This is a genomic window from Psychrobacter sp. LV10R520-6 (assembly GCF_900182925.1).
Lineage (GTDB): Bacteria > Pseudomonadota > Gammaproteobacteria > Pseudomonadales > Moraxellaceae > Psychrobacter.
In genome coordinates this window covers 3,015,501-3,031,228 of sequence record NZ_LT900024.1, presented here as the reverse complement: position 1 = coordinate 3,031,228, position 15,728 = coordinate 3,015,501, and the positions used below count along the sequence as shown (strand labels likewise).

Genomic DNA, 15,728 nt, shown 5'->3' with positions numbered 1-15,728 from the left:
TAAATATTAAGAGTTTTATGATGGTAAATTGGATAGCTATTGCAGCGATTAATCTCGCTATTGCCGTTGCTCTAGGAGCATTCGGCGCGCATGGTCTCAAAAACATGGTCAGCACTCAGCAACTTGATTGGTGGCATACTGCAACACTCTATCTTTTGGTTCATGCACTCGGATTATTGATGGTTGGAATATTGATTCGCCTGAACTACGCCACCCAAACCACTGCGTGGCTGCTACAGATTGGCGTTATTATTTTCGCCGGTAGCTTATATGCAATGACACTTGGTGCACCACGTTGGTTCGGAGCGATTACGCCCATTGGCGGGGTTATAATGATTGCAGGTTGGCTGTGGCTAGCCGTTACCGCATTTCGAATTGGTAATTCTACGATCTAAATATTATTTTTTGCCAAATACAAAGATTTTCTAAATACAGCCTTTTGTAAATACAAAAGTTTTAAATACGAATATCTTCTAAAGAAAAACAAAAGTAACAACTCCAAAGCGATTGGTAAAGGACATTTTAAATAATTAGGGAGCAAGCATTATGAGCACCGTCAGTATTAATGGCAGAGTATTACAGACTACCCATCAAACCGTTCAGCTACTGGTGAATGAGCTCAGTCTCAGTAAAGGTCGCTATGCGGTTGAAGTTGATGGTGAGCTTGTTCCTAAGAGCGAGCTTATTCAGCTAAGAATCGTTGAAGGCATGACCATCGAAGTGGTGCAAGCAGTAGGTGGTGGCTGATGTTTAGGTGTAGGGTTAGCTGGCTTTGATTTTATTACTGAAAAACATGACCATAAAAAAAGACCTCAAACGTACAGCACGTTGAGGTCTTTTTTTATGGTTTATTACTTTACTATAGAGTAATAAAAGAATGATTGATGTTAGATACGGAGAATATCATATATCTAAAACCACCTACTAATAGTCATTACAGCCCGTATCAGTCAGCAGATTAAAATCAATAAACCAAACCGAAATGATTGATCTGAGAGGACAATAATTGCGTTTTATCATTATAATTGTCATTAATTATTATCGCTATCAGACCAATTAAGGGGTCGAACTCTTTAGTTCTTAGCTGCTCACTGCTTTGTCTCTATTACTACTTAGCTTCAATCATGACGCTAGATGATTGGAGCAGCATCAGCGACCATAGTTTCTTCATAGCGTGCGTCACGTCCGGGACCACGAACTTTTTTGCGCTCTTGACGAGTTTTATATTTGCGCACTTGTCTATCAAGTTTGTCCGCCATCTCATTAATGGCTTTATACATATCATCATCAAAAGCTTGAACAAACATTTCTTGACCCGAGACTCGCAAAATTGCTTCGGCTTTATGGCTCTTTTTACCGCCGTCACTTGCGCCGCTATTGTCTAGCGATAGTATGACTTGAATACTCTGTATCTGATCGAAGTGACGCTCTACTTTGGTAAGTTTTTCATGTACCGCGGTATTCATGGCATCGGTAATGCTGATATGGTGACCACTGATAGAAACATTCATAGTATTGTCCTTGTATTTATAACTCATAACCAACAGGTGACTCGGCAATCCTGCCTCTACCACCTTGCCTTATCAATAACTGTCATGGGCTTATTGAGCATTGGTAGCGTATCTTTTTCACTTATTACTGCCATTTACTAATATAAATAAGCCGCTTGATTTTGCTATTGATATACCTCTAATTTGTCATGAAAATTAAATAGTAGCAAGATGGTATATTGTAATTAAATGTAATAAAAACTGATGTTTCTTTCTTCTTTCTATATAATCAGAAATTTTTATTTTTTAAATTATTTTATCTATGTAGAGTGCTTAAGATACCTATGCGATGCTAAAAATATTAGTGTCATTCTTAATTGCGGTTTTTAAGGGTTAATATTTTTGTTTGCGCTGGGTGGATGAGCCAATATTCATGGCTTCACGGTATTTGGCAATGGTGCGCCTTGCGATATCAATACCATCAGTAAGTAAGGTTGCTTGAATACGGCTATCAGAAAGTGGTTTTTTAGGATCTTCATTGCTTATGAGTTGTTTAATCATGGCGCTGATAGCAGTTGAGGAGACGTCGCCGTCACTACTGCTAACGTGTGAGGAAAAGAAATATTTTAGCGAAAACAGGCCTTGCGGAGTTAAAATAGCTTTGCTGGTGGTCAGGCGTGAGACCGTAGACTCGTGCAAATCAACTTCTTCTGCGACGTCCTTTAAAATGAGCGGCTGCATGGCAGTGGCACCGTGCAGCAAAAATTCCTGCTGACGCCGTACAATACTACTGGCAACTTTTAGTAAGTTTTGATTGCGCTCTTCAATACTGCGAATGAATAGTCGCGCATCAGTAAGGTTTTCGCGCAGATATTGGTTGTCCGGACTGTCATCACCACGCTTGACCAAGCTAGCGTATTCCTGATTGACGCGCAATTTCGGTAGGGTTTCGGGATTAAGCCGAACGTGCCAGCCTTCCTTTTGTGCCATATTATCCACAGCATTGTTGTCAGCGGCTTTTTTATCCATAGCTTTTTTAGTGCCATGATTGCGACGTATTGGCGTGACTAGCACATCAGGGATATCGTAACTAGCAGGAGGTTGAGTATAGTCAGGCTGGCTGCTTTGAAAGGATAATCCCGGTGCAGGGTTTAAGGTGCGCAGTAGGCTTATCGCCGGTGTGATGTGCTCAGGCGCTAGTCCAGTTAGCTCAGTTAAGGCTTTAATATTGTTACTCACCAGATGCTCACTTGCGGATAATAGCGCTTGAGCATACGCTAAATGCTCAGTATCAGGGTCGAGCTTGGATAATTGAATGGCAAGGCACTCGCTAAGATTACGTGCGCCGACGCCGAGCGGATCACAAGATTGAATGACTCGCAGTACTACCGCTATCTCACCATATTCAACCGGCGCTTCCCACTGATAAAAACTTGCCATGGTATCCAAGCTTTGTAATAATTCATCAATATCAAGCCGAACAAACCCCATATCATCCATAGAGTCCATTAAATATCCTGCTATCAAGGTATCCGTCTCTGAGAGGCGTTTGAAATTAAGCTGCCAGCGCACATGATCTTGAATAGTGGCGCAGGTAGCGCCCTGATAGCTATCAAGTTCATCATAATCTGTGCGTGTAGGTGCTGTAGACGCGCTGCCCGTACTAAAATTACTAGTATCGAAGCTGTTGTAGTCGTTACTGTCATGCAGGTTTTGATAGTCGTTATCCATGGTACTGTTGTCTACAGCATCGCTATCAATACTTGCTTGCTGTAATTTATCCAAGCTATCGCTAAAAGCATCGTCATATTCAGCAGTAGCATCGGTAGCCTTAGTACGATCGTCATCGTTATTGGATGAATCAGTAGATGAACTTACCGCATTGTTATTCCACATCTCAAGCGTTAACGATTCGCTTAGCGCGTCTCCTGACCCATCACTGCTGTTCTCATGCGCGTGCTCATCCTCCTCCTCGACTCGTTCGAGCAGCGGATTACTATCCAGCTTGGCCTGAACCTCCTGCGCGAGCTCAAGACTAGAGAGTTGCAATAGCTTGATAGCTTGTTGCATTTGCGGGGTAAGCTTTTGCGAGTTGCTTAGCGTGGTCGCCAATCCGAACGACATACTCATGGGTAGTTTATTGCACTCCGGTATTATTTTTATTTTAGCAAGGGGTCTGCTGACGATTTTGGTTAAGAGTTTTGGTCAAGACCGTGTTGTCGTCATCAGTTTAGTCCACCTAAATTATGGGCTTGGATACATTAGGTCATGACGATAGCATTTTTCACAGCATTTTTGCTATGATAATTTATATCTTGCGCGACGCGATGTCCTTATTAAGTTTTAATTTAACGGTTCAGCTCTGACCAAACACTCAATAAAACTCGTCATGACCATCCAGAACGTTTGCTAATAACTTTGTATGAGTATCATAATAAATAACGTCAATCCCTAAATAAACTGAGAATAACATTATGGCTAACAACACCAGCGACAATCAACTGACCGTAGCTGCCGTACAGCTCGATAGCCAGCAAGATATTGAGGCTAACCTTGCTGATATCAAAGCCGCCATTAGCGACGCCTGTGTGCAAGGAGCACAGCTTGTCGTGTTGCCTGAGAACTGCTGTAGTATGGGCGAGCAGTTTGCGACAGCAGAGCGCTTTGCGGCGTTATCTGCCACCTTAGCTGATTATGCCAGCACATACGGTGTTTATGTTCTTGTCGGCTCACTGCCGTGCCCGTATCGTCCTGATGGTGTCATAATACCTGATGGACGCTTACGCCAAGTCAGCCAGCTATTTGCCCCTGACGGTAAACGAGTAGCACGCTACGACAAAATCCATCTATTTACTGCCACGGTCGCTGATAAACAAGGCAGCTATAACGAAGCGGCGACCTTTGAGCCAGGCACACAAACCGTGGTTACCCCACTTGAAGCGAACAACACAGTGTATCAACTGGGTATGATGGTCTGCTTTGATTTGCGTTTCCCAGCGCTTGCCCAGCGTCTACGGCAAGCCGGAGCTGATATTCTCAGCGCCCCATCTGCTTTTACTTATCTAACGGGTCAGGCGCATTGGTCGCTATTGCTACAGGCGCGTGCTTTAGACAGTCAATGTATGGTGATTGGGGCAGCTCAAGGCGGCGACCATAATTATAAAAGTGGTAATATCCGCCAGACATGGGGGCATTCGGCAATTACGGCTTATGATGGGACTGTTGTTGATAGCTATGAAGATAGTGAGCTTAAAGGTCAAGCGGCGACTAAAAATTACGCGATAGTAATGGCAACCTTAGATAAACCAGCACAAGAGCAAGGGCGGCAAAAACTGCCTATATTCCAATGTCACCGTTTGGCTTAGGATCGAATTTAAAATAAGATGTATTTGAGTTTGGACTGAATGAATTTTGCGATTAATCTTTGTCGTTCTGAGCATGCGTCGCTCGTGGATGGGCGCGGTCGTAGACTTGAGTTAGTTTAGCAAAATCGACATGGGTATAAATTTGCGTGGTACTGATATCACTATGACCAAGCATTTCTTGCACAGCACGCAGATCACCGCTGCCAGACAACATGTGCGAGGCAAAACAGTGGCGTAATAAATGCGGATACATATTCTGAGCAATACCGGCTCGAGTTGCGGCGACTTTTAAGCGTTGCTGAACCGCGCGCGTGGATAGCCGTGTGCCTAGTTTTTCACTGATAAATAACGCGCTGTCTTGCTGCTCTACCCATAGATTGCGATGCGGTAAATAGCGGGTAATAGCCGCAGCAGCCTTCATCCCTAGCGGCACTAAGCGCGTCTTATTGCCTTTACCGGTAACGCGTACCCGTAAGTCAGATAGATCGACATCTACCATATCCAGCGCTACCAGCTCGCCGACACGTAGACCACTGCTATAGAGCAGCTCAAACATTGCTTTATCCCGTAACCACAACCGTGCCTGCTCCGGTGTATCAGGGATAGCCTGATCAAGCAGCTGAGTGAGTAAATCAATATCAGCAATCGAGGGCAACGGTCTGGGACTGCGTTTGAGCTGATAACCGGTGGTTGGATTGATACGCGCAAGATCCTCTTCGATTAGCCAACCATAAAAATGGCGGATAGCTGACAATTCTTGCTGTACGCTAGAAAGAGCAAGCTTATCCTCATCAAGACGCTGACTGATATGCTGCGCTAATTGACGTTTATCACAACGTGTCCAGATCAACCTTTTGCCGCGCAAAAATAGCGCCAGCTGATTAACCCCAGCAAAATAAGCCGTTAGAGTATGCGCCGAATGATTGCGTACTGCCAAAATGTGAAGCCAGCGGTGTACGGGTAACAACAGCTCTCGTAGTGCCTCATCCAACTCTACTACTGCCGCTAATTCTGCCGATATCCATGACACCTGAGGCTTAGTTTGTGGCTTAAATTCAGACATTGATTCAGCCTCTTTATCAGGAGCAAACATACGAGTCACCTAGCATTAAACTCTCGCCACTTATTATCAAATCATTATCGAATTATTAGCTGTCTGGACTGGGCTTGATACCGGCTTGCGCCATTAGACCATCCGGACTAAATACCCCTTCATAGACAAAAGCGGTTGGTCCCGTCATCGTCACCGAATAACCGGGCTGCCAACGGACAACCATGCTGCCGCCATATAACTGCGCGCGCACATCTTCCCCTTCATCGAGCCAGCCTTCGCGCACGCCTACTGCTACTGCTGCACACGCGCCAGTACCACAAGCTTGAGTCTCGCCGACACCACGCTCGTAGACTCGCAGACGGATGTGACGCTGGTTCATCACTTGCATAAAACCAACGTTTACCTTATTAGGAAATGCCGGATGCGATTCGATAGCTTTGCCCAGTTTCTCGACATTAGCATCAAGGACATCATCAACTTTAATCACGGCGTGTGGGTTGCCCATATTGGCCACATATAACTGTACTGGCGTGCCGGCAACGTCGAGATGATAGGCATTTTGAATTTTGGTAGTCGCTTTGGGGGTAAATGGAATCTCATTGGGCTCAAACTTAGGTTTGCCCATATCGACCTCAACCCAACCGTAGCGATCGGTGGTCAAGGAAATAATACCGCTCGCGGTTTCAACTCGTAGACGCTGCTTAAATGACAGCTTACGCGCCTGTACAAAACGGGCGAAACAACGCGCACCATTACCACACTGTTCAACCTCTGTACCATCCGTATTAAAAATGCGATAACTAAAATCCACATCAGGGCGCATCGGGGGTTCAACCACCAGCAATTGATCAAAACCAATCCCCAAATGACGATCGCCTAATAATTGCACCAAATCCTTGGTCAAGTCTAAGCGCTGGGTCACCAAATCGATGACCATAAAATCATTGCCCAGACCATGCATTTTAGTAAATTCTATTAGCATATCCTTGTGTCCTATCCTATTTTTATATACCCGTTATAGTAGCACGCTGTCTGGCACATTGATATTTATCAGCATGCCCAAAGGTCAACTTATCTTCGATAAAATCGACCATAAAAAACCCATTATCATTATAACAATGGGTTATGTCTAAACCGTTAAAATCAGTGATTGTGCAAGTTTTTTTATTCTGCTTTTAGCTCTGCCACAAGGTTTCATCCGCATATAGCGCTTCAACGGTTTCGCGTTTACGAATCAGCTGATGGCGATCATCGGCAACCATCACCTCGCTGGCACGTGGACGCGAATTATAATTACTACTCATAGTAAAGCCGTAAGCGCCAGCACCCGTTATCGCTAAGATATCGCCTGTCGCTAAGGACAATAAGCGATCTTTTGCCAAAAAATCACCGGTCTCACAGACCGCGCCAACAATATCCCAAGGCTGCATACCGTTAGTCTCGATACCACTACTAGGCAATACATTAGGAATTACTGCCATTTCAGCTTGATAAAGGGCTGGACGAATTAAATCGTTCATCGCCGCATCGACAATAGCGAAGTTCTTATGCTCAGTAGGTTTTAGTACATCGACGCGAGTTAATAGCACACCAGCATTGGCAACAATACTACGACCTGGCTCAAAGAATACAGTCAAGCCCAGCTCGCTAAGTTTCGGTAACAGTGCAGCGGCAAACTCATCTATAGAAACTGGAGTCTCATCAATATAGCGCACACCTAAACCACCACCCAAATCAACATGTTGTAGAGTAATTCCCTTATCGCGTAATTTATGAATCAGTTCAACTATCTTATCTAAAGCTGCAATAAAAGGCTCAACCTCCGTTAACTGCGAGCCAATATGACAATCAATACCAACGATATTAATATGTGATAAATCGGCTGCCTGCTCATAGACAGCTACCGCATCTTCGTGTGCGATACCAAACTTATTGTCTTTCAGTCCTGTTGAAATATAAGGATGGGTATTGGCATCGACATCTGGATTGACCCGTAGTGATATGGGTGCGGGCTTATCCAACTGCACTGCCACCTCATTAATCAGTGTCAGCTCACTAATCGACTCAACATTAAAGCAACCTATACCTTGAGTTAGCGCATAATCGATATCGTCACGAGTTTTACCCACGCCTGAAAATACCACGCGAGAGACATCACCACCGGCAGCGATGACTCGCATCAGCTCACCACGAGAGACAATATCAAAACCCGCCCCCGCTTGCGCAAGCACACCCAATACTGCAAGGTTAGAGTTCGCTTTGACCGCGTAACAGATCTGATGATCAACAGCGGCAAAGCTATCACTATAGGCTTGATAAACATCCAATATCGCTTGTTTTGAATAGACGTAACATGGCGTATCGTAGCACTTTACCAACTCTGTAATGCTAACCTGCTCCATACATAACGCATCGTCGCTATAATGCAGCGCTGATAATAGATGGGCAGTTAAGGCTTCAGGATCGATATACAATCCTTGCTCAGTTTGGGTAGTTACGTGTTGGCCAGTTGCAGAATCACTCATAGTTATATCTCTAATTTAAACAGGTTATCAAGGTTAAAAATTAAATCTTAGGGCAAATATCGTAGCTCATTTAAAGCGGATGCTTTAAGAGAACTCAAGGTTAATAAAAATCAATAATCATTAGGATCCGCATTAACGTCTGCTAGCACTTGATCAAGGTAGCGGGTTTTTTCATAATCGTCATCATCGATACCAGCAAAAGCCGCATCTTGCGGATTGCTGGTGCTGTCAAGCACCTCTGAGCTATTTTTGACGGTCTGACTGCTCGTATCTGCCAGATATAACGCGCCTTTTTGCCCACAGCCAGTTATCCCAAGCATAACAGCGCCACCAATAATCAGTGCGTAAAAAGCTTGGCGACTGGTTTTAGCAGATAAGTTATTCTTACCCACAATATTTGCAGCGCAGTGTATAGTAAACATAGGGCAGATAACCTTACAAGGGTGTGAAAATGATAAAAGAATTATTAACAATGAAAAGTTTACGACTAAAATATTGAGAGTATTACAATTTATTTAATCATAGCATTATTCAGTAAAGCTGTGCGCGCCTTGAGTTTGTTTGGTCGATAATTTTACTCAAATTGCATGTCATAATTATTGTTTGAAGATAAGAAGATAGCTACGGTAGCTGGTGTCACTTTTTGTGTTGATTGTCATTTGATTAATGCGAATCGATTGCAGATTGATTGGACAAAGAGCGATTTAAAATATTTTGACAAACTTCCTTACAATTCTTATTGCTGAAAACCTTGCGCTCATAATGGCTAACAATCAGTAGCCACCTTCGGTGAACAGTTGTAGCAACCACTTGATTCGCGCTAATCTTAAACCTTATAGTTATTGTAGTATAAAGTCGTAAACATGTTACATTATACTGGGAACCTATTGCTTTGATAGAGTACTAGAATTCACACAATCAAAATGACAAATGATCAGCCATCAGTAGGCTTTTAGGCTCGGTATCGCTTGGGTCATTCTAGTCGCATATCTGCTGGTTTTCGTTTGTTCAGCGGGTATTAATCCGCTATGCTTCACCACGTATTAAACCCAGTCTAATAACGCACAATCTAATAACACACAGTCTAATGACAAATAATCTAAGGATAGAGCATGAGCGACAGCGTAAGCAATTCCACCTTTAACGACCGTAATACTGGTAAATCAAAGCTAATCAATCCTACTTTGGTTCTTAACTGCGGTTCTTCCTCCATCAAATACGCGCTGATCAGCGAAGATGAATCCACTCGTATCACTGGACTGGCTGAAAACTTAGGTCTAGATACCGCTCGTATCAAACACACCACCTTAAACGGCGAAAAGCTTGAAATCACCATCCCTGGTGGTCGTCATGAGTTGGCACTACAAAAAATATTAGCGCTACTTGAACAATATCACTTTATCGCTGTTGGACACCGTGTGGTACATGGGGGCCGTGAATATTCAGCAGCCGTACGCGTTAATCAGCATGTACTAGAAGAAGTGAAGCGCCTAAAAATATTGGCACCGCTACACAATCCTGCCAACGCACTAGGTATTGAAGCTGTCGAAGCCATCTATCCTGATATCCCACAAGTGGTGGTTTTTGACACTGCATTTCACCAAACCATGCCTCCAGTGGCCTACCGCTATCCGATTCCAAAAGCGCTATACGAAGAAGAAAAAATCCGTCGTTATGGTTTCCATGGTACATCTCATGCCTATGTATCTGAGCGTGCCAGTGAGATTACAGAAGCGAAAGGCCCACACGGTTGGCTAACGGCTCACTTAGGTAATGGTTGTTCAGCGACTGCCGTCTATGATGGTAAAAGCTTAGATACCAGCATGGGTCTAACCCCGCTTGAAGGCTTGATGATGGGTACCCGTAGTGGTGACGTTGATCCTAGCCTGCATATTCATCTAAAGCGTAAGCTTGGCATGAGCTTAGAAGAAGTTGATACGATGCTTAATAGTGAAAGTGGCCTACTAGGTATCTCAGGACTATCGAATGATTTGCGTACTATCGAGCAAGCAGCGGATGAGGATCATAAAGACGCGCAGCTTGCTATAGAGATGTTCTGTTATCGTGCGGGCAAATACCTCGCTAGCCTGAGCTGTGCATTACCTGAGTTTACAGGTATTGTCTTTACTGGTGGTATTGGTGAAAACTCAGCAACCACGCGTGCACGTATCTTAGATGTGATGCGTCATTTCGGCATTAATTTTGATGTAGACAAGAACAATGAGCTGGTCGGTGGCGCAGAAGGCAGCTTCCAAGATCAAGACAGCAGCATTGAGCTGTGGGTTATTCCAACGGATGAAGAGTGCCAAATTGCCAAAGAGACTCGCCAAGCATTGGGCCTGTCATAAGCTACCCTTTATGTAGATGGTCGTCCTTTAAGGATATAATAAAAGCCCTTTAAAACTATAATAAATTATAGGATACGCTATGCAAACCATTTTACTTGTTCCCATCAGTCGCGGTATCGGTGTGACCTCAGCAGCGCTCGGTCTGATTCGGGCGTTCGATTATAACGGTATTAAAGCTGGCTTTATGAAGCCATTTTTGCAAGATGACACCCTTGATAAGCAGAACAGCTTAGACAGCTCAAGCGCGCTCACCATGCAAGCTTTTGGCCTCACGCCGCCCAAATCTATCAATCGTCAGCGCGTTGAGCGCATGATTGGTGATGGCAACCTTGATGACTTGATGGAAGAAGTGGTCGTCAACTACCATACTATCGGTGACGACCACGATATCGTCATCTGTGAGGGCTTAGTACCCACCACAGAAGCGTCTTATGCCTCACAAGTTAACCGCGCCATTGCTCATGCTTTAGATGCCAAAATTATCTTTGTTAGCACTGTTGATACCAAAAATCCGGCGCACTTAGCAGATAAGCTCGATGTGCACGCTCGTGAATTTGGTGGCATGGCCAGTGATCGCACCTTAGGGTGCATCTTGATGCGTGTACACGATGTGCCGAATACCTTTGAGACTCAGCCGGTTGCTCCAGGTGAAGCGGTGATTAGCTTAGACCAAGGCTTTATGCAAGAGGTTCAACGTCTGTCGCCGTATTTTAATACAGAACAATTCTGCTTGATTGGCGTGGTGCCTTTTAGCGAGTCGCTATCAGTACCGCGTACCTGGGATATCGCCGCCGAGCTTGATGCCACATGGCTGAACGTTGGGGAAGCAAAATCGCGCCGTATCAATCATATCAGCCTAACGGCTCGTTCGGTAGCACGCGTAGACGAAGTGTTCAAGCGCGGTACGCTTATCGTAGTACCCGGTGACCGTGATGATTTATTATTAGCCGCAGCGCTGGCTTGTATTAACGGTGTTCCACTAGCTGGTCTGGTCTTAACTGGCGGCGTGTCCCCTAATGCCACTGTGGCAGAATTATGGCAAACGGCGCTCAAAACAGGCATTCCAGTAATGAGCGTTGAGACGGATAGCTTTGAAACCGTCCAGAGCCTGATGCATATGAGTGCTGAAATTCCAAGCGACGATATTGAGCGGGCGCAAGAAGTCACCCGTTATGTGGCAGCGCATTTAAACTTAAGCTGGATTAAAGACTACTTCAGCGCCGATCATAAACCGCGCTTATCGCCAGCGGCATTCCGTCATCAAGTAGTCAAAAGAGCTCAAAATGCCAATAAACGCATCGTTTTACCAGAAGGTTCTGAGCCACGTACGGTAGAAGCTGCCTGTATTTGCCAGAGCCGTGGTATCGCCGATTGTGTGCTACTCGCTAAGCGTTCTGACGTCGAACAAGTCGCCAAAAATCGCGATTTAACCTTACCCGAAGGTCTTGAGATTCTTGATCCTGATACCCTCGATATGAATAAATACAGCGCGGCTGTAGTTGATCGCCGTAAAGGCAAAACCACAGAACTAGTCGCCGCTGAACAGCTCAAAGATACCGTCTTCTTGGGCACTATCATGCTACAGATGGGCGAAGTCGATGGACTAGTCTCAGGTGCGATACATACCACGGCAAACACCGTCCGACCAGCATTTCAGTTGATTAAAACCGCGCCGCAATATTCCTTGGTGTCTTCTGTCTTCTTTATGCTGCTCCCAGAGCAAGTGGTGGTCTATGGTGACTGCGCGATCAATCCTGACCCGACCGCTGAAGAATTGGCTGAGATTGCTATTCAGTCGGCTCAGTCTGCCGCCGCCTTTGGTATCGATCCAAAAGTTGCCATGATTAGCTATTCAACGGGCTCGTCAGGTATGGGCGCGGATGTCGAAAAAGTTACCCGTGCCACCGAAATCGTTCGTGAACGCGCACCAAACCTCGCGGTTGACGGTCCATTGCAATATGACGCCGCCTCAGTGATGAGCGTGGGCAAACAAAAAGCACCAGACTCGCCAGTTGCTGGTCAAGCCAACGTGTTTATTTTCCCTGACCTCAATACGGGTAATACCACGTATAAAGCCGTTCAACGTAGCGCCAACGTCATCAGTGTCGGCCCTATGCTACAAGGTTTGAATAAGCCAGTGAACGATTTATCACGCGGCGCACTAGTCGATGATATTATTTATACCATCGCACTGACCGCTATCCAGGCGCACAGTGATGAGATTTAGGGCATCATTTATTAAGTTGGTTACTAAACCTAAGCGTTAAGCGTATTTATTATCAAGTGCTTAACTTGAAACCTTATCTTACCGCTGGCCGACCCTCATATGATTATGAGGGTCGGCTTTTTAATGGGTGTTTGCTTAATAAACCGCCATCAGTTAATGACAAGCACATGCCTGCCCTCTACAATGGTTGTCTAAAACCGTTACTCAACAATTTTATCCTCTGACTTATTTAGCTCACTTACCTATGCCAGACACTAATTCTAATAAAAAAAGCACCTCTAAAACAGCACCGGCTATCCGCGCTTATTTGGGCGGCTCATTTGATCCGGTCCATAACGGTCATATTCAGATGGCGATGTACGTCTATCATAGTCTGTTCCCTATCGCTAAGCAGCAGCAACGCCTGCTTCATGTTTCTTTATTACCCAATGCACGCTCGCCGTTTAAAACGCAAAGTACAGATCCTGCGCATCGCCTTGCTATGCTGACACTTGCGATTCAAAACACACCGCTACAAATCAGTGAGCTTGAGCTATGGCAAACGCCGCCCGTTTATAGTATCGATAGCGTCCGTACGCTACGCCAACGCTATCCCGATGACAGTCTGATATTTATTATGGGAATGGACAGCGCGCGTGGTTTGGAGAAATGGAAGGACGGTTTACAGCTGACCGATTATGTGCACTTATGGATATTTGATCGTAGCGATGACCGTACTAATAACCTTGCTAGCGACTTTACTACTGACCTTATTAATAACTCTGATGTCTCACAAAAAATCGCGTTCACTGATAAAGACAAAAACCAACAAAATCTCTCTGCCCAACATCTTAATGCTTTATCCACTGAGCTGCCTATTCAACTACAAGCACAAATCACCCAAACACGGCTAGATTTAATGCAGCCATTAAATAGCTCGTCCAAAAACATTACTCACCAAGGCAATAAACCCTTGAAAAGCAATGCTCAAGGACGCACTTATATAGACTCGCGCTGCGTACTCGCCATATCGAGTACCGACACACGCAAACAGCTTCGTCAACAACGACCTAAGCAACTCCCAACAGATGACCTCACTGTTAGTAATAAGCCCAATAATCTCACTCATTTACTAAATCCTGCGGTTTATCGATATATTATCGCCCATCAGCTATATTCTGCTGCCCAATTCCGTTAAAATTGCCTTATTGTTGTCATTTTCATTTAGCGTGTTAAATGACCATTTATCATTTTATTATTAATTACGATTCAAGAGACCTGTATTTATGATTACTACTATGACTGACGAACGCTTAGAAGAATGCTTAGCCGTTGTCAAAACTGCCCTAGAAGATATGAAAGCCAAGAACATCACCGTCCTTAATGTAGAAGACTTAACTGACGTAATGGAGCGTATCGTTATCGCTGACGGTACCTCTAAACGCCATGTACGTGCAATGGCTGATAGTGTTGGCGCTGAAGCCAAAGAAGCTGAATTTATGCCGCTTGGCCGCGAAGGCGGGGTTGATTCTGACTGGACTTTGATTGATTTGGGCGCAGTAGTCGTCCATATGATGACCCCACAAGCGCGCGAATTCTATGACCTAGAAGGTCTATGGTCATCACCTGAACAGCTGGCTGAGCTGGTTGCGGTCCCACGTGAAAAGAAAACTGCCGGTCGCCGTAATAAAAACAAATAAGACTGTTCTTAAAACAGCTTATTAAGACAGTAATGTAAAATCAAAAAAGGCTGGATTAATCATCTGGTCTTTTTTTATGCCTGCATTTTGAAACATTAAATAGTAGCGTGCTGGCGTTTTAATAAATAGGTTGGACAATTTAAATAGGGCAAATAAGCTGAAAAATGCCAATGTTTGCGCTAAGATAACGGCACTAATTAAATAATCTTTGTTCATTAAAGCTATTCTTCAGAGCTACCCTTTATAGGACACCCCATGAGCGCAGAAACGATAAAACCACTCACCCAAAAGGTTAAAGCTGACTTCAATCAAGCCTTACCTTTGCATATCGCGAACTTAATTGACGTCCGTGCAGGCAAGGCAATGCCGTTCACTCGTGAACAAATGAGCGCGATTGATAAAGCACCGATTAAGGCAGCCGTTGCCGTCGATTTTATGGGGCTAACGACAGATGAGCAAGCCGATCGCAAGCATCATGGCGGCCCGCTAAAAGCGGTGCATCAAATGCCTACGGCTACTTATGAGCAGATTAATTCAGATTTTAACCTTAATGTCCGTATCGGTACGTTGGGAGAAAACCTCACCACCGAAGCCGTTACTGGTCTGCCTGATATGACTGAGGCCACGGTTTGTATTGGAGACGTTTTTCAATATGGTGGGCAGTATGGAGATGATATTGTCAAAGATGACAGCGTGCAATTACGTATTGTCCAACCGCGTCGACCGTGCTACAAAATTAATGACCAAATCGGCCAATTTACCAAAGTGCCTAACATAGCTTCATGGATTACCTCGCAAGGTATCGCAGGCTGGTATTTCGAAGTCGTTCGTGATGGGATGATTGCTGCTAATTTGCCCGTGTATTTGATAGAACGCCCTTATCCGTTCGCTACTCTTGAGAAACTTTGGCAGCTTTCTAATTCAAAAGAGAAATTTAATTCTGAATTTATCGAGCCTTGGTTAGCGATTGGTTGTTTAGAAGATAGTTGGAAGACGGTGCTTAAGAAGAAGATTCGTAAGGTTTGAGTATAGAACTCTAA

At 44.5% G+C, this 15,728-nt stretch carries 15 protein-coding genes; 8 read left to right on the top strand and 7 right to left on the bottom strand.

Translation table 11 applies throughout. The features are described 5' to 3' along the window. Positions 1-20 precede the first annotated feature (20 nt). Together U1P77_RS12720 and thiS are read left to right on the top strand one after the other, a co-directional pair. Positions 21-395, top strand: coding sequence for a DUF423 domain-containing protein (locus U1P77_RS12720; RefSeq protein WP_321156702.1), 375 nt, complete (start codon positions 21-23; stop codon positions 393-395). 151 nt (positions 396-546) lie between these two features. Beyond that, entirely contained in the window at positions 547-747 is a 201-nt protein-coding gene (thiS, locus tag U1P77_RS12715; RefSeq protein ID WP_321155328.1) for a sulfur carrier protein ThiS, read from the top strand. Between the two features lie 383 nt (positions 748-1,130). Here the strand turns inward: thiS and hpf are convergent, their stop codons facing one another. Together hpf and U1P77_RS12705 are read right to left on the bottom strand one after the other, a co-directional pair. Then, complete coding sequence (gene hpf / locus U1P77_RS12710; RefSeq protein ID WP_321155327.1) at positions 1,131-1,511, bottom strand: ribosome hibernation-promoting factor, HPF/YfiA family; 381 nt, start codon at positions 1,509-1,511, stop codon at positions 1,131-1,133. A 372-nt stretch (positions 1,512-1,883) separates the two neighbouring features. Further along, positions 1,884-3,620: an RNA polymerase factor sigma-54 gene (locus tag U1P77_RS12705; protein WP_321155326.1), complete on the bottom strand. Its 1,737-nt coding sequence runs from the start codon at positions 3,618-3,620 to the stop codon at positions 1,884-1,886. A 344-nt stretch (positions 3,621-3,964) separates the two neighbouring features. Between U1P77_RS12705 and U1P77_RS12700 the strand changes: the two genes are divergently transcribed. After that, positions 3,965-4,855: a nitrilase-related carbon-nitrogen hydrolase gene (locus tag U1P77_RS12700; RefSeq protein ID WP_321155325.1), complete on the top strand. Its 891-nt coding sequence runs from the start codon at positions 3,965-3,967 to the stop codon at positions 4,853-4,855. A gap of 52 nt (positions 4,856-4,907) precedes the next feature. Here U1P77_RS12700 and U1P77_RS12695 read toward each other — a convergent pair whose 3' ends face one another. From U1P77_RS12695 to lptM, 4 genes are all read right to left on the bottom strand, one after another. Continuing rightward, entirely contained in the window at positions 4,908-5,918 is a 1,011-nt protein-coding gene (locus tag U1P77_RS12695; RefSeq protein WP_321156701.1) for a tyrosine recombinase XerC, read from the bottom strand. Positions 5,919-6,003: 85 nt separating this feature from the next. Next, complete coding sequence (gene dapF, locus U1P77_RS12690; RefSeq protein ID WP_321155324.1) at positions 6,004-6,891, bottom strand: diaminopimelate epimerase; 888 nt, start codon at positions 6,889-6,891, stop codon at positions 6,004-6,006. Positions 6,892-7,084: 193 nt separating this feature from the next. After that, positions 7,085-8,434: a diaminopimelate decarboxylase gene (lysA, locus tag U1P77_RS12685; RefSeq protein WP_321155323.1), complete on the bottom strand. Its 1,350-nt coding sequence runs from the start codon at positions 8,432-8,434 to the stop codon at positions 7,085-7,087. Positions 8,435-8,544: 110 nt separating this feature from the next. Further along, the gene (gene lptM / locus U1P77_RS12680) at positions 8,545-8,856 is read right to left on the bottom strand and encodes an LPS translocon maturation chaperone LptM (protein ID WP_321155322.1); all 312 of its coding nucleotides are present in this window, start codon (positions 8,854-8,856) and stop codon (positions 8,545-8,547) included. 690 nt (positions 8,857-9,546) lie between these two features. Between lptM and U1P77_RS12675 the strand changes: the two genes are divergently transcribed. The 4 genes from U1P77_RS12675 (at position 9,547) to rsfS (ending at position 14,688) form a co-directional block, all read left to right on the top strand. Next, a complete protein-coding gene (locus U1P77_RS12675; protein WP_321155321.1) occupies positions 9,547-10,782 on the top strand; it encodes an acetate/propionate family kinase in 1,236 nt (411 codons plus the stop codon). A gap of 79 nt (positions 10,783-10,861) precedes the next feature. Beyond that, positions 10,862-13,009: a phosphate acetyltransferase gene (gene pta / locus U1P77_RS12670; protein ID WP_321155320.1), complete on the top strand. Its 2,148-nt coding sequence runs from the start codon at positions 10,862-10,864 to the stop codon at positions 13,007-13,009. Between the two features lie 244 nt (positions 13,010-13,253). Beyond that, positions 13,254-14,186 carry a nicotinate-nicotinamide nucleotide adenylyltransferase gene (locus U1P77_RS12665; protein ID WP_321155319.1) on the top strand — a complete coding sequence of 311 codons (933 nt, stop codon included), beginning with the start codon at positions 13,254-13,256 and terminating at the stop codon, positions 14,184-14,186. Between the two features lie 88 nt (positions 14,187-14,274). Next, complete coding sequence (gene rsfS, locus U1P77_RS12660; RefSeq protein ID WP_201554749.1) at positions 14,275-14,688, top strand: ribosome silencing factor; 414 nt, start codon at positions 14,275-14,277, stop codon at positions 14,686-14,688. Positions 14,689-14,709: 21 nt separating this feature from the next. Here the strand turns inward: rsfS and U1P77_RS12655 are convergent, their stop codons facing one another. Then, positions 14,710-14,904, bottom strand: coding sequence for a hypothetical protein (locus tag U1P77_RS12655; protein WP_321155318.1), 195 nt, complete (start codon positions 14,902-14,904; stop codon positions 14,710-14,712). Positions 14,905-14,943: 39 nt separating this feature from the next. On the opposite strand from U1P77_RS12655, the gene U1P77_RS12650 reads away from it, so the two are divergent. Further along, a complete protein-coding gene (locus U1P77_RS12650) occupies positions 14,944-15,714 on the top strand; it encodes an MOSC domain-containing protein (RefSeq protein WP_321155317.1) in 771 nt (256 codons plus the stop codon). The last annotated feature ends 14 nt before the right edge of the window (positions 15,715-15,728 follow it).

Excerpts from the sequence above, each read along its gene's own strand:
- hpf (WP_321155327.1), bottom strand. The coding sequence starts at position 1,511 with ATGAATGTTTCTATCAGTGGTCACCATATCAGCATTACCGATGCCATG.
- U1P77_RS12665 (WP_321155319.1), top strand. The coding sequence starts at position 13,254 with ATGCCAGACACTAATTCTAATAAAAAAAGCACCTCTAAAACAGCACCG.
- U1P77_RS12650 (WP_321155317.1), top strand. The coding sequence starts at position 14,944 with ATGAGCGCAGAAACGATAAAACCACTCACCCAAAAGGTTAAAGCTGAC.
- pta (WP_321155320.1), top strand. The coding sequence starts at position 10,862 with ATGCAAACCATTTTACTTGTTCCCATCAGTCGCGGTATCGGTGTGACC.
- U1P77_RS12700 (WP_321155325.1), top strand. The coding sequence starts at position 3,965 with ATGGCTAACAACACCAGCGACAATCAACTGACCGTAGCTGCCGTACAG.
- U1P77_RS12695 (WP_321156701.1), bottom strand. The coding sequence starts at position 5,918 with ATGTCTGAATTTAAGCCACAAACTAAGCCTCAGGTGTCATGGATATCG.
- thiS (WP_321155328.1), top strand. The coding sequence starts at position 547 with ATGAGCACCGTCAGTATTAATGGCAGAGTATTACAGACTACCCATCAA.
- rsfS (WP_201554749.1), top strand. The coding sequence starts at position 14,275 with ATGATTACTACTATGACTGACGAACGCTTAGAAGAATGCTTAGCCGTT.
- lysA (WP_321155323.1), bottom strand. The coding sequence starts at position 8,434 with ATGAGTGATTCTGCAACTGGCCAACACGTAACTACCCAAACTGAGCAA.
- U1P77_RS12720 (WP_321156702.1), top strand. The coding sequence starts at position 21 with ATGGTAAATTGGATAGCTATTGCAGCGATTAATCTCGCTATTGCCGTT.
- dapF (WP_321155324.1), bottom strand. The coding sequence starts at position 6,891 with ATGCTAATAGAATTTACTAAAATGCATGGTCTGGGCAATGATTTTATG.
- U1P77_RS12705 (WP_321155326.1), bottom strand. The coding sequence starts at position 3,620 with ATGAGTATGTCGTTCGGATTGGCGACCACGCTAAGCAACTCGCAAAAG.
- lptM (WP_321155322.1), bottom strand. The coding sequence starts at position 8,856 with ATGTTTACTATACACTGCGCTGCAAATATTGTGGGTAAGAATAACTTA.
- U1P77_RS12675 (WP_321155321.1), top strand. The coding sequence starts at position 9,547 with ATGAGCGACAGCGTAAGCAATTCCACCTTTAACGACCGTAATACTGGT.
- U1P77_RS12655 (WP_321155318.1), bottom strand. The coding sequence starts at position 14,904 with ATGAACAAAGATTATTTAATTAGTGCCGTTATCTTAGCGCAAACATTG.